Origin of the sequence: Streptomyces xanthochromogenes, from assembly GCF_014650455.1 — a bacterium.
Taxonomy (GTDB): Bacteria; Actinomycetota; Actinomycetes; order Streptomycetales; family Streptomycetaceae; genus Streptomyces; species Streptomyces xanthochromogenes.
The window spans coordinates 501,548-514,094 of sequence record NZ_BMUZ01000001.1; the positions used below are offsets into that span (position 1 = coordinate 501,548).

General features: G+C 72.5%; 13 protein-coding genes. 6 read left to right on the forward strand and 7 right to left on the reverse strand.

Annotation, left to right across the window (positions count from 1 at the left end; translation table 11 throughout):
• The 3 genes from IE267_RS02260 to IE267_RS02270 form a co-directional block, all read right to left on the reverse strand.
• The gene (locus IE267_RS02260; RefSeq protein WP_189761995.1) at positions 1-1,788 is read right to left on the reverse strand and encodes an AbeC-like domain-containing protein; all 1,788 of its coding nucleotides are present in this window, start codon (positions 1,786-1,788) and stop codon (positions 1-3) included.
• A 171-nt stretch (positions 1,789-1,959) separates the two neighbouring features.
• Positions 1,960-3,144, reverse strand: a complete 1,185-nt coding sequence (locus IE267_RS02265) for a glutathionylspermidine synthase family protein (RefSeq protein WP_189761996.1) — start codon at positions 3,142-3,144, stop codon at positions 1,960-1,962.
• 30 nt (positions 3,145-3,174) lie between these two features.
• The gene (locus tag IE267_RS02270) at positions 3,175-3,441 is read right to left on the reverse strand and encodes a hypothetical protein (RefSeq protein ID WP_161246477.1); all 267 of its coding nucleotides are present in this window, start codon (positions 3,439-3,441) and stop codon (positions 3,175-3,177) included.
• Positions 3,442-3,583: 142 nt separating this feature from the next.
• Between IE267_RS02270 and IE267_RS02275 the strand changes: the two genes are divergently transcribed.
• A complete protein-coding gene (locus IE267_RS02275) occupies positions 3,584-4,444 on the forward strand; it encodes a DMT family transporter (RefSeq protein WP_167159575.1) in 861 nt (286 codons plus the stop codon).
• A gap of 110 nt (positions 4,445-4,554) precedes the next feature.
• On the opposite strand, the gene IE267_RS02280 is transcribed toward IE267_RS02275, so the two are convergent.
• A complete protein-coding gene (locus IE267_RS02280; protein ID WP_189761997.1) occupies positions 4,555-5,904 on the reverse strand; it encodes an NsdA family TPR-like regulatory protein in 1,350 nt (449 codons plus the stop codon).
• 130 nt (positions 5,905-6,034) lie between these two features.
• Here IE267_RS02280 and IE267_RS02285 point away from each other — a divergent pair, with 130 nt between their 5' ends.
• Positions 6,035-6,634 (forward strand): hypothetical protein, encoded by a 600-nt coding sequence (locus IE267_RS02285; protein WP_189761998.1) that lies wholly within the window; start codon positions 6,035-6,037, stop codon positions 6,632-6,634.
• Between the two features lie 62 nt (positions 6,635-6,696).
• Here IE267_RS02285 and pdxR read toward each other — a convergent pair whose 3' ends face one another.
• Positions 6,697-8,121, reverse strand: coding sequence for a MocR-like pyridoxine biosynthesis transcription factor PdxR (gene pdxR, locus IE267_RS02290; RefSeq protein ID WP_189761999.1), 1,425 nt, complete (start codon positions 8,119-8,121; stop codon positions 6,697-6,699).
• A 46-nt stretch (positions 8,122-8,167) separates the two neighbouring features.
• Between pdxR and IE267_RS02295 the strand changes: the two genes are divergently transcribed.
• From IE267_RS02295 to IE267_RS02310, 4 genes are all read left to right on the forward strand, one after another.
• The gene (locus IE267_RS02295) at positions 8,168-8,665 is read left to right on the forward strand and encodes a carboxymuconolactone decarboxylase family protein (protein ID WP_167157521.1); all 498 of its coding nucleotides are present in this window, start codon (positions 8,168-8,170) and stop codon (positions 8,663-8,665) included.
• On the forward strand, positions 8,662-9,120 hold the full coding sequence (locus IE267_RS02300) for a carboxymuconolactone decarboxylase family protein (protein ID WP_229860577.1): 459 nt from the start codon (positions 8,662-8,664) through the stop codon (positions 9,118-9,120). The genes IE267_RS02295 and IE267_RS02300 overlap by 4 nt, the downstream gene beginning before the upstream one ends.
• A complete protein-coding gene (locus IE267_RS02305) occupies positions 9,108-9,836 on the forward strand; it encodes an isocitrate lyase/PEP mutase family protein (RefSeq protein WP_189762000.1) in 729 nt (242 codons plus the stop codon). The genes IE267_RS02300 and IE267_RS02305 overlap by 13 nt, the downstream gene beginning before the upstream one ends.
• Before the next feature lie 112 nt (positions 9,837-9,948).
• A complete protein-coding gene (locus IE267_RS02310; protein ID WP_189762001.1) occupies positions 9,949-10,266 on the forward strand; it encodes a hypothetical protein in 318 nt (105 codons plus the stop codon).
• Positions 10,267-10,354: 88 nt separating this feature from the next.
• Here IE267_RS02310 and IE267_RS02315 read toward each other — a convergent pair whose 3' ends face one another.
• Positions 10,355-11,344 carry a malate dehydrogenase gene (locus IE267_RS02315; protein WP_167157524.1) on the reverse strand — a complete coding sequence of 330 codons (990 nt, stop codon included), beginning with the start codon at positions 11,342-11,344 and terminating at the stop codon, positions 10,355-10,357.
• 183 nt (positions 11,345-11,527) lie between these two features.
• The gene (locus IE267_RS02320; RefSeq protein WP_189762002.1) at positions 11,528-12,523 is read right to left on the reverse strand and encodes a DUF2690 domain-containing protein; all 996 of its coding nucleotides are present in this window, start codon (positions 12,521-12,523) and stop codon (positions 11,528-11,530) included.
• Between the last annotated feature and the right edge of the window lie 24 nt (positions 12,524-12,547).

The window sequence follows — 12,547 nt, forward strand, 5'->3', positions numbered from 1 at the left end:
TCACCCCTCGTTCTTGACGGTGTTGTGATCGCCGACGCTGATCGCCCCGCGGGCGTTCTCGATCATGACGCCGCCCTGGGCGACATTGACGATCTTCTGCTCGAACTGCCCGGTGTCGTAGCCCGCTTCGTACAGCGCGTTGCGCACCCCGCTGGTCACCCGGTCCTCGATGGACTTCACATAGCGCCGGTAGTCCATCGCCTGGAACAGGGAGGTGCCGGGCGCCGCCGCCAGTTCGCGCACCGAGCGCGCCGGGCCGTCGGGAAGCGCCCGGGCGTGCCCGCCGGTCAGCCGGCGCCACAGGGAGGCGACCGCGCGGACCACCACGGCCAGGGCCTCGATCAGGGACCTCGGCGTCCGCTTCAGCGCCCACGCCGCCTTGCCCACCGGGGTGAGGCAGGCGAAGCTGCGGGCCGTGTGGTCCGCACGCAGGAAGTCCTCCCGCAGCGGCGGCAGGACGTGCGGGGCGATCTCCAGGACCAGCATGCCGCCCTGGGTGTGGACGCGCACGAACACCGTGGTGACGAGGTGTTCCTCCCAGCCGCCCACCCTGATCCGCAGGAAGTGCCGGCGCGCCTCGCCGCCCTCCTCAAGGGCGGCGGCCCGGTGCTGCTCGAACTCGCCGTCGCGGTAAGGCGCGTAGGTGCGCGAGGGCAGCCCGTCGACCGGCAGGAAGACGTACTCGGACACTTCGAGCTGGCGCAGCCGGTCGCGCACGGCCTGCGCCTCGGCGGGCACGGTCGGGGCGGGCACGCGAAGCCGGGTGACCAGGGGTTCGACGATGGCCAGGACCTCGGCGTTGCTGACCCGGGCCGGGCTCCGGTCGCCCAGGGACTTGCGCGGGCGCAGCTGGATGGAGACCGACCAGGGCTCGAAGGGGTCGCCCGCGCCGCGGAAGGGCGCGTCGGAGCGGTAGACGGCGAGCGGGGCGTGCTGCTCGGCGCGGATCATGGCGGCGAGACGCTGCAGCCTGCCGTTGTCGGCGCGCTGCGCGGGGTCGGCGGCGAAGTCCTGGAAGCCCTGCGGGGACAGCTCGCCCGCCATGGTCCGGGCGAACTGGAGGCGCTGGAGGCCGACGCAGAGGGCGATCACGGCGAAGCAGCCGACGATCCCCCAGCCGAGGCCGGGGCTGAGGCCCCGGTCCGCCAGGCCGAAGGTGCCGCCGCCGAACACCAGGGCGGGGCCCGCGACGACGGGCGGCACGGAGTTCCCGCTCGCCGCGGCGTCACCGAAGACGTCGTACCCCCCGCTGCCCGACTCCTCGTAACTCCCGTATCCGGACGAGTAGTTGTGCGACGAGGTGTCGTAGCCGCCGAACAGGGACACCAGCAGCACGGCCGCGAACACGACGAGCACCAGCCGCGCCCACCAGCGCAGGAAGAAGGCGGGCACCGTGCGGTACCAGGGCGCGGCCTTGGCGCCGCCGCGCACGAGGCGGGCCAGGCCGAGCTGGAGGCAGGGGCCCACGAGGATCAGGAGGGCGTAGTCCGTGACGACCACGGCGAGCGCCCAGAGCACGATGATGCCGACCGACCAGGCGATCTGCAGATTCCGGGCGCGCAGCGCGTGGGCGAGGACCCGGGCCGCGTCGAAGCCGAGCGAGGGCGCGACGACCCGCTCCTCGTGGACGTAGAGCTCGTCGATGACGGCGTCGCGGTACTCGTCGTCGAGATAGGTGCCCGCGGCCATCAGACGGGTCGCCTCGCTGAGCGACGGATGCACCGGCGGCAGTCCGCCGGCCGGCGTCTGCGCCGGCTGCGCCTGCTGCGGCACCTGGGCCTGAGTCATGTCCTGCTCCCCCGGGACGGTGGGCGGACGCCTGACCTCAACTGGGCCCAACGGAAGGGGTGTTCGAGGGCGTCGCCAGGCTGCACATGGTAGCGGCGCGGCGCAGGTGGCGCCGCCCCGTTTCACCGTGCGCGCACATCGTGTCGCCGACGTGCGGGCCGCCGACCCGGGTCAGCGGATCACATGCGGGACGAACCTGGCGTACTCGTCCGTCACCAGGCCCGCCGACTCCCGTATCCCGAGCCCGGCCGCCTCGTCCTCCACGACCCACGCCCCCAGCACCACCCGGTTGCCGTCGAAGTCGGGCAGCGGGGCCAACTCCTGGTAGCAGCACGGCTCTTCGGGCCGCGGGGCCGGGGCGGAACCCGGCGGGTGCAGGGTGACGCCCGCGCCCTCCCGGCCGAGCAGGGGCTTCGCCACGTAACCCCGCCCGGACGCGAGGTCGCGCGGCCCGTCCAGGTAGGCGGGGAGCAGATTGGGGTGGCCGGGGTAGAGCTCCCACAGCACCGCGAGCAGCGCCTTGTTGGAGAGCAGCATCTTCCAGGCCGGCTCGATCCAGCAGGTCGTGCCCGTGCCGCCGCCGTTGTCGAGGGTGTCGAGGACCTGCGGCCCGAACGCGTCGGAGGCCAGCCACTCCCACGGGTACAGCTTGAAGCAGGCCCGGATGAACCGGAGGCGATCGTCCACGAACCGGCCGGTGATGCTGTCCCAGCCGATGGTCTCGACCGAGAGCGCCTCCGTGTCCAGCCCTGCCTGTTCGGCCGTCTCGCGCAGATAGGCGACGGTCATGAGGTCCTCGCCGAGCTCGTCCCCGTCGGAGTGCGCGAAGTGCACGGGGCCGGGCGGCAGCAGCCGCGCCTGGCGCCGCCAGGCCTCGACGAGGCGTTCGTGCAGCGAGTTCCACTGGTCGGCGCCCGGGAAGCGGTCCTCCATCCAGAACCACTGCGCGCTCGCCGCCTCGACGAGCGAGGTCGGGGTGTCGGCGTTGCACTCCAGCATCTTCGCGGGCCCGTCGCCGTCGTACCGCAGGTCGAACCTGCCGTACAGGGACGGGAGTTCGGCCCGTCGTCGCCAGGACTCGGCGATCAGGTCGGCGAGCCGGCCGTCCAGGATGCCGAGGTCCGCGAAGCGGCCCTTCTCGACGATGTGGGCCGCCGCCGCCAGGCACATTCCGTGCAGTTCCTCGACGGTCCCCTCAAGCGCCTCGACCTCGGACGGCGTGAAGGAGTAGTAGGCGCTCTCGTCCCAGTAGGGGCGCAGCGAGTCGTCGGGATACCGCGTCAGGGGGTAGATCACACCCTGTTCCTCGACGGTCCGCTGCCAGTCGGGGCGCGGCTGTATGTGATGGCGTTCCATGTGTTCGCCCTGCGTCCTCGGTCCGGTCCCTCAGCCGCCGCTCGACCCGCCGTGGCCGAAGCCGCCGCGCGAGACGCCGGACTTGTCGAAGGAGCCGCCGGACACCTTGCCGCCCCGGCTGGTGCCGCCGTAGTAGTACGTGCCGCTGCCGCCGCTCTTGCACTCGTACTTCGGCAGTTCCTTGTACGTCACCGGGTTGACGCACCGCTTGTCCGGCGCGTCGCTGCATGCGGTGAGCGTGGCGGCGAGCACTCCCATCCCGCCGAGCACCACGGTCGTGGACCTGAACCTGCGCATCGTGCGACCTCCCCCGTTCACTTACTGGCTTCGCTCTGGGACGCGTTTTCGCCACACCCTAGTTCCCGTCCGGCGGCGACCCACTCCCGGGCTTTCGGCCGACCGCCCGGCCTGGGACTACAGTCCCTGTGTGTTCCTCGGGATGATCTGCGCGCTCGCCTCGGCCGTCTGCTTCGGCACGGCCACCGTCCTCCAGGCCGCCGCGACGCGTGCCGCCGAGCCCGGCTCGGGGGCCGGTGCCGGGTCCGGTGTCGACGCGGCGCTGCTCCTGCGGGCCGTGCGCCAGTGGCGCTACGTCGTGGGTCTCGCGCTCGACGGCCTCGGCTTCGTCTTCCAGATCGTGGCCTTGCGCTCGGTGCCGATCTACGCGGTCGGCGCGGCGCTCGCCGCCTCGCTCGCGGTGACGGCGGTGGTCGCGTCCCGCCTCCTGAAGGTCCGGCTCTCCGGTACAGAGTGGGCGGCGGTCGGCGTCGTGTGCGCGGGCCTCGCCCTGCTCGGCCTGTCGTCGGGCGCCGAGGGCAGCGACCCCGGTCCGTCCTCCCTGCCCTGGTGGCTGCTCGGGGTGGCCGCCGCGGTGCTCGCCGCGGGCGTGGTCGGCGGGCGGCTGCCGGACCGGTCGCGGGCCCTGGTCCTCGGGCTGGGCGCGGGCTGCGGCTTCGGCGTGGTGGAGGTCGCGGTCCGGCTCATCGACGACCCCTTCGACCTGACGAACCCCGCGCTGTACGCGCTACTGCTCGGCGGCGGCGCCGCGTTCCTGCTGCTCACCTCCGCCCTGTCGCGCGGCTCGGTCACCACGGCGACGGCCGGCATGGTCATCGGCGAGACCATCGGCCCCGCGCTGGTCGGCGTGGCCTGGCTGGGCGACCGCACGCGGGACGGCCTCGGCTGGCTGACGGTGACCGGCTTCGCGGTAGCGGTGGCCGGCGCGCTGGCCCTGGCCCGCTTCGGCGAGGCCCCGGAGCCGGACCCGGCTCCACTGCGGGGTGCGGGTCGGCGCGGCTGAGGCCAGGTGCCGGGTTGCTGTTCGGGGTCGCTTCAGCCGTGGCGCCCGGCGCCTGGAATGGATGCCAGGGCCGCACCCGGTTCGGCGCGCCTGGCAGCGCCGGCCCGCACCTACGCCTTCAGCGCCGCAACCGCGTGCACTCGCGTTGCCAGTCGCCGCACCGCCCGGGCGTTCCTGTGCGGTTTCAGGCGAAGCCGCATGGTGTCGAAATGCTCGTCCCCCCGGGCGGAGGAGACGAATTCGTAGTCGTCCAGGAAGCGCCCCCACGATTCACAAGCCGCATCCAGATGCCCATGCTCCAGCTGACGCTGCGCGAGGACGGCATTGAAGTGGACCCGCCCCTGACGCTCGTTCGCGGGCTGCACTCGCAGCGCGTGCTGGAGTGCCTTGATCGAACCCGGCAGGTCTTTCCCCTCGTACAACACGTGCGAGGTATGGAAGGCGTACGCGGACTGGTCGTACCCGCCGATGGACTCGCGCCGGTTGTCGGCCCTCATCAGAGCGGATTCCGTTGCGGACAGCAGACTCCGCGCCCGTCGATGGTCGCCCACCATGGAGGCCGCATGTGCCTGTTGGCCGGAAAGGAACGCCTGCAACCGGGGGCCTGCCCCGGGGGCGGCTTCAGCCGCCGAGTCCGCCAGTTCGAGGGCAAGGGGCCCGTACCCGAGGTTGGAGGCTTGCAGACTCATGCCGCGTAGCGTCCGGCAGTACGTCACATGGTCTCCGGCCCTGTCGGCCAGTTTCAGCGCTTTGAGGTAGTACGTCTGCGCGGTGCCGTGGTCGCGCTCGTACATCGCCATCCACCCGGTCAGGTAGACGAGGTCCGACGCGGCCGACCACATGTCCTTCCGCACGGCGTCCGTGGCCTCGGCCCGGAGCCACGGAACCACCGTGTTGACCAGGAACGCGGCTGCCATCGGTCGCGCGTGCGCGCCGCCGAGATCGTCGAGGATGTCCGCGATCCTGTCAGTCATGACGCGGACGGACTCGACCTGACCGGCACCGATCCGGGCCGTCTTGCCGGGAGCTGCGGAGGGAACGTCGGCGGCTCGCGCGGTCCCGGAGAACAGAGGCACGGCCAAGGCGGCGGAGAACAGGCCCGCAGCCATCAGTCCACGGCGCGAGGGGTCCATGTCGGCCCTTCCCAGATCGACGATCTCTTCCACCGTGTCGATCCCGGACGGGGCCTGGTCCGACACAGCGGGAGGCAGCCCCGCCTCCGAGTGGGTCACGGTCCGGTGCAGCTTCCGGGAGAAGGCTTCGAGGATCAGACGCCTGACGGGTGGGTTGGGCACCGTGCCACGGACCCAGTGGGACACGGCCGACTGGTCGTAGTGCAGATCCATCCCGGCTTCGGCGCCCATGCGGTTGACGATGAGCGCGAACTGGGAGCGAGACCATTTCGCCTGCTCCAGGAGGCGACTCAAGCCCTCGTTGGGGGTTCGCGTCCGGTTGGTCATGCCCTCAACTCCCCGCATGCTGGCTGGCGTTCATGGCTTTCATGCTCCGACCGTCATTACACGGTACCGCCGTGCGTGATCGTGCGGTTGCGTAGTGACAGGAGAGATCGCCGATCGCGGGAGCGACGCAGTGGACGTGAACCGGGCTGTCCAGCAGCCGAATTCGCCGATGGCCCACCGGGCGGGGACGGCCGCGCCCGCAACCGCGGGCGGGTTCCGGGGGCTCGACCCCGACCGGGTGCCGCGCGGGCCGTACGCCCCGTCGCCCCCGGACTCCCTGGGCGCAGCGCTGGCCGGACTCCAGGCACGGCTGGACGCCATGACGCGTGAGGTCCTCCCCGAACCCGGGTGCCCCGTCTGCCGGGAGGCGAGCTCCGCCCGGGGGCGGGCTCACGGAACGGGCGACGCCGACGGCGTGCGCCGGGCCGGCGGGGTCATCCGGGCGCACCGGCTCGGGCACGGGTCGCGCAGCGCCCAGGTCATGGCGCTGGACCTCGCCGAGCTGCAGTTCACGGACTTCGGCGAGCGCCGCCCCGGCGACATCGACCCCACGACGTGCCCCGCCTGCGCGATGGTCGTCAGAATCCTGTACGAGGCGGCCGCCACGCGAAGCACGGAACTGCTGAGCAGCGGCGTGGAACTCGGCACGCTGCACGCCCTGGTGGGGCATCCCCTGGACCGGAGCTCGGCGCGCAGGACCTTCCTCGCCCGGACGCTGGGCGACAAATAGCGCGAATCAGCGCATCGTTGATGCTGCCGGTAACCACGCAGCCGCAACGCCGCGCGGGGCCCTCACCCCGCCACCGCCGACAGCACGTCGAGCAGGACCTCCAGCGTGCCCGCCCACGCCGAGTCGGACGGCGTGCCGTACCCCACCACCAGGCCGCCCCACTTCGCGGACGTCGCGTCGGGGTGGCGGAACGCCCCGAGTCCCTGGATGGCGAGGCCGCGCCAGTTGGCCGCCTGGACCACCGTGCGCTCGTCGAGGCCGGGAGGCAGGCTGAGGACGACATGGAGGCCCGCGGCGAGCCCGGTCACCCCGATGTGCGGAACCCGTTCGGCCAGGGCCGTCACCAGTTCGTCCCTGCGCCGCCGGTAGCGCAGCCGCATGCGGCGTACGTGGCGGTCGTACGCGCCGGAGCGGATGAACTCCGCCAGCGTCAGCTGGTCGAGGGCGCCGCACGCGTCGCCGTGCCCCTTCGCTTGCGCCACCTCCGCCACGAGGGATTCCGGCAGCACCATCCAGCCGAGCCGCAGCCCCGGCGCGAGGGACTTGCTCGCGGTGCCGAAGTAGACCACGTGCTCGGGGTCGAGTCCTTGCAGAGCGCCGACGGGTTGGCGGTCGTAGCGGAACTCGCCGTCGTAGTCGTCCTCCAGGATCAGGCCGCCGGCCGCCCGCGCCCAGTCGACCGCTGCCGCGCGCCGGTCGGGCAGCAGCGGAAGCCCGATCGGGAACTGGTGCGCGGGCGTCATGAGCACCGCGCCCACCCCCCGATGCGTCCCCAACTCCTGTGCACGGGTGCCTAGTTCGTCCAGGGCCAGCGCAGGGGTGCGCAGCCCCGCGTCGGTGAGCAGCTGCCAGTGGAAGTCGAGCCCGTACGTCTCGACCGCCACCTCCCGCACCCGGCGCGCCCGCAGCACCCTGCCCATCAGCGCCAGGCCGTGCACGAACCCGGAGCAGACGACGATGCGCTCCGGCGAGGCGTACACCCCGCGGGAGCGGGCCAGGTAGTCCGCGAGGACCGTGCGCAGCTCGATGCGGCCGCGCGGATCGCCGAAGCCGAAGGCCTCGTGCGGGGCGTCGGTGAGCGCCCGGCGGGACGCCTTGAGCCACTCGGCGCGCGGGAAGGACGCGAGGTCGGGCGAGCCCGCCATCAGGCTGTAGGTGGGCTTGCGGCGGGCCGGCAGCCGGTGGGTGTGACCGCGGTCCTGGCGGGCCACGGCGCGCTGGGCCACCCTGGTGCCGGAGCCCTGGCGCGCGGTGAGCCAGCCCTCGGCGACCAGTTCGGCGTAGGCGTCTGCGACCGTGTTGCGGGCGATCCCCAGGTCGGCGGCGAGCGAGCGCGAGGAGGGCAGCCGGGTGCCGGGCGTGAGGCGCCCGCTGCGCACGGCCTCGCGCAGGGCGTCCATCAGGCCCGACCGCAGGCCCGCGCCGCCCAGGTCGACATGCAGATCGACACCGAGTGTTTCCGGAGAAGTGGCCCAGGATTTCACCATGGAAATGGACCATACCCGTGTGCCACACGAGACGTACCTTCGTTCCATGACCACGAACGAGAACAAGAACTACGCGCCCGAGCACACCCCCCGCCTGCAGTGGGCCAAGGCCGCGCCCGAGGTCTACAAGGCCATGATCAAGCTGAACGCGGCCGCCGAGCAGGGCCTGGACCCGACGATCGCCGAGCTGGTCAAGATCCGCGCCTCGCAGCTCAACCACTGCGCGCTGTGCCTGGACATGCACACCAAGGACGCGCTCGCGGCGGGCGAGACGGTCGAGCGGATCATCCAGCTCAACGCCTGGGAGGAGTCCCAGCACTTCTACACCGAGAAGGAGCTCGCGGCCCTTGAACTGACCGAGGCGATCACGGTCCTGACCGAGGGTTTCGTGCCGGACGAGGTGTACGAGAAGGCCGCCGAGCACTTCGAGGAGGCCGAGCTGGCCCACCTCATCGCGGCCATCACCGTCATCAACGCCTGGAACCGCTTCGGCGTGACCACCCGCGGCGTGCCCGGCCACTACACCCCCGGGATGTACAAGTGAGCACCGGGGCAAGGGAGTTCCAGGTCCCCGAGCAGGTCTACCTGAGCCTTGCCGGGCTCGGCGCGGCCGCCAAGCGGGGCCTGGGCGACCCGGCCCTCGCCGAACTGGTGATGGTCCGGGCGTCCCAGCTCAACCACTGCGCGTTCTGCCTGGACATGCATCTGACCGCCGCCCGCAAGGGCGGCGAGTCCCAGGAACGACTCGATCTCGTCGCCGCGTGGGAGGAGGCCGGCGACGCGTTCACCGGGCGCGAGCGCGCGGCCCTCGCCCTCACCGAGGCCGTCACCGTACTGACCGACGGCTTCGTGCCCGACGAGGTGTACGGACGCGCCGCGGAGCACTTCACCGAAGCCCAACTCGCCCACCTCATCGCGGCGATCGCGGTCATCAACAGCTGGAACCGGCTGATGGTGACCCGCCGCACGGCACCCGGAGAGACGGAATGGCACAGCTGAACCCCGCCGCCACCTTTCGCGCCCTGCACCAGGGGCGCGCCGCCGGCGACCCGCTGATCCTGCCGGGACCCTGGGACGCGGCCAGCGCCCGGGTCTTCGAGGAGGCCGGCTTCCCGGCCCTGGCGACGCCGAGTGCGGGGGTCTCGGCGTCGCTCGGGTACGAGGACGGCTCGACCCCGGCGGACGAGATGTTCGCCGCGGTGGCCCGGATCGTACGGTCCGTCTCGATTCCCGTCTCGGCGGACGTCGAGGGCGGCTACGGGCTGGCCCCCAAGGAGCTGGTGGGCCGCCTCCTGGAGACCGGCGCGGTCGGCTGCAACCTTGAGGACTCCGCCGACGGAGTCCTCAAGGACCCGGCCCGGCATGCCGATTGGCTGGCCGAGGTGCGCGCGGAGGCGGGCGACGCGGTGTTCATCAACGCCCGCGTGGACACGTATCTGCGCGGCGTGCCGGAGCGGGACGCCGCCATCGCGCGGGCCCGGGCGTATGTGGCGGCGGGCGCGGACGGGGTGTACCCGTTCGCCGCGCCGCCCGAGCACCTTCCGGAGATCGCCGCCGCCGTGCCGGTGCCGGTCAACATGGTGGTGCTGCCGGACGCGCCGGGGCCGCGCCGCCTGGGCGAGCTGGGCGCGGGCCGCATCACGTTCGGCCCGGGCCTGCAGATCCGCGCGACGCACGCGCTGCGGGACATCGCCCGCCAGGTGCGCGAGCTGTAGCGGCGCCTTCCGCGTGCGCGGGACCCCGGCCGGGAAGGGCCGGGGATTTCGCCATGGGCCGATCCCCGGGCCTACATTTGATGATCACGACCACGATCATCGGGGAGTTTGCATGTTTGGGCGCAAGGAGCTTTCGGTTCTGGTGCTGCGCGACGCGGACGACATCGCGTCGGCGCTGCGTTCGGCGCTGGCGGACGCGGGGGAGGCGGAACGGCCCGGCCTCCAGGCCGCGTTGGCGATCGCCGAGGAGGCGGCGGCCGTGCCGGACGGCGAGCTGCGCGGGCGCTGGGTGCGCGAGCAGCGGGCCTCGGTCGGCTACACGGGCCCGGACGACGAGTCGGTGCGCGCGGTCAAGGCGCTGCGCGACGCGCAGCCGGAGCTCAGCCTGCTCGCCGCCGTCCAGCTGACGCGGGACGCGGTGCGGGAGTAGGGCGGAAGCGGGAAACGGGCGAAGCCCCGGCAGTGGCTGCCGGGGCTTCGTCACGGATGCGGATGCCCCAACGGGCGCTCCGCGGGGCTCAGATGAGGCCGAGCTCGCGCACCGCGTCGCGCTCCTCGGTGAGCTCCTTGACGGAGGCGTCGATGCGCGTGCGGGAGAACTCGTTGATGTCCAGGCCCTGGACGATCGAGTACTTGCCGTCCTTGACGGTGACCGGGAAGGACGAGATGAGGCCCTCGGGGACGCCGTAGGAACCGTCCGACGGGATGCCCATCGAGGTCCAGTCGCCCTCGGCGGTGCCGTTGACCCAGGTGTGCACGTGGTCGATGGCGGCGTTGGCGGCCGAGGCGGCCGAGGACGCGCCACGGGCCTCGATGATCGCGGCGCCGCGCTTGGCGACGGTCGGGATGAACGCGTCGGCCAGCCACTGCTCGTCGGCCACGACCTCGGCGGCGTTCTTACCGGCGATCTCCGCGTGGAAGATGTCCGGGTACTGGGTCGCCGAGTGGTTGCCCCAGATGGTCAGGCGCTTGATGTCGGAGACCGCGGCACCGGTCTTCTTCGCCAGCTGCGAGATCGCCCGGTTGTGGTCCAGACGGGTCATCGCGGTGAAGCGCTCGGCCGGTACGTCCGGGGCCGAGGCCTGCGCGATGAGCGCGTTGGTGTTGGCCGGGTTGCCGACGACGAGGACCTTGATGTCGTCCGCGGCGTTGTCGTTGATGGCCTTGCCCTGCGGCTTGAAGATGCCGCCGTTGGCGGAGAGCAGGTCGCCGCGCTCCATGCCCTTGGTGCGCGGGCGGGCGCCGACGAGCAGGGCCACGTTGGCGCCGTCGAAGGCGACGTTGGCGTCATCGGTGATCTCGATGCCCCGAAGGAGCGGGAAGGCGCAGTCGTCGAGCTCCATGGCGGTGCCCTCGGCGGCCTTCAGGGCCGGGGTGATCTCCAGGAGGCGCAGGTTGACCGGCACGTCCGGGCCGAGCAGGTGACCGGAGGCGATGCGGAAGAGCAGCGCGTAGCCGATCTGGCCGGCCGCGCCGGTGACGGTGACATTCACGGGAGTGCGGGTCATGGCGATCTCCGTTGGAAACAGCGGGTGGTGGGGGGTTGCCCCTCGGCTCCGGGCACCCCGTACGCCGGGAACCTGACGTGCGACCGTCTGAATCTTGACGTGAAGAGATGTCCAGCGGTCAGGCTATCCGACCCAGCGCGTCCCACACCCCCGCAGCCCTGTGGGACGCCTCACGCTGATCGATCATTGACCGGTAGTGGTCGTTCCCGATCCGCCCGGGCGACCGCCGGTGGCCGCTCCCGACGGGCCCGGGCCCGCCCGGCCCGCGGCGCAGCCGCTCTTCCCGCTCTTCAGCGTGGCGCACGCACGCGCGGCCGCCGGTCCCTGGACGGCGAGCATCTTGGTGTACGTGTCGCGGTAGGCGTCGGCCACCACCTGGTATCCGGCCGCGGCGGGCGCGCCGATCTCCACCCGGTCGCCGGGGGCGACCTGCTTGAGCCGCGCCCAGGCGGCCCCGCAGGTCCTGCTGTAGCGCACCTCGACGACCGAGGCGCCGACCTTGGCGCTGCCCACCGTCTGCACCAACTTGTCGGTGCAGCCCATCAGTTCGGGGTCCTGGCCGGTGCAGGAAGCGGCCACGCACTTCACCCCGGCGGGCAGCACGGGCGCGGACGCGGAGTGGCTCGGGCTCGGCTTCGCCCGTGGTCTGTCGTCGCTGCCGCCGAGGTCGGTCAGGAGTACGGCGGACGTGATGACCAGGAGCGCGCCGGTCACCCCCGCCAGGAACATGACGATGCGGCGCCGGTGCCGCCCGGGTCCGTGCGGGGCCTCGGGGCCCCGCGGCGGCCGCCGGTCGGCGGGCCCCTCATCCGCCGAAGGACCGACCGGCCGGGCGGGCCCGGGGCCGCCCGGCGCGACCCGCGCCCGCTCCGCCCCGGCGCCCTCCGGAGTGCGGTCGTGGCGCCGCTCGGAGCGGCTCCAGGCCCGCTCGGCCAGCTCCCACATGGTGATCAGATGGACGGGCTGGGTGCCGGTCACCTCGGCGAGTGCGAGGACGGCGGCCTTGGGGGCGAGGAACCGCCCACCCAGATACCGCTCCCACGACGTCCTGCTGTACCCGGTGCGGTCGGCGACCGCGGCGACGCTGAGCCCGCTGCGGTCCACCAGCCTGCGCAGCTGGCTCGCGAACTCCCTTATCTGCGGGTCGAGTTCGTCCGGCAGCGCCTTCCAGCGAGGCATCGCTTCCCCCTACGTCAATCGCCA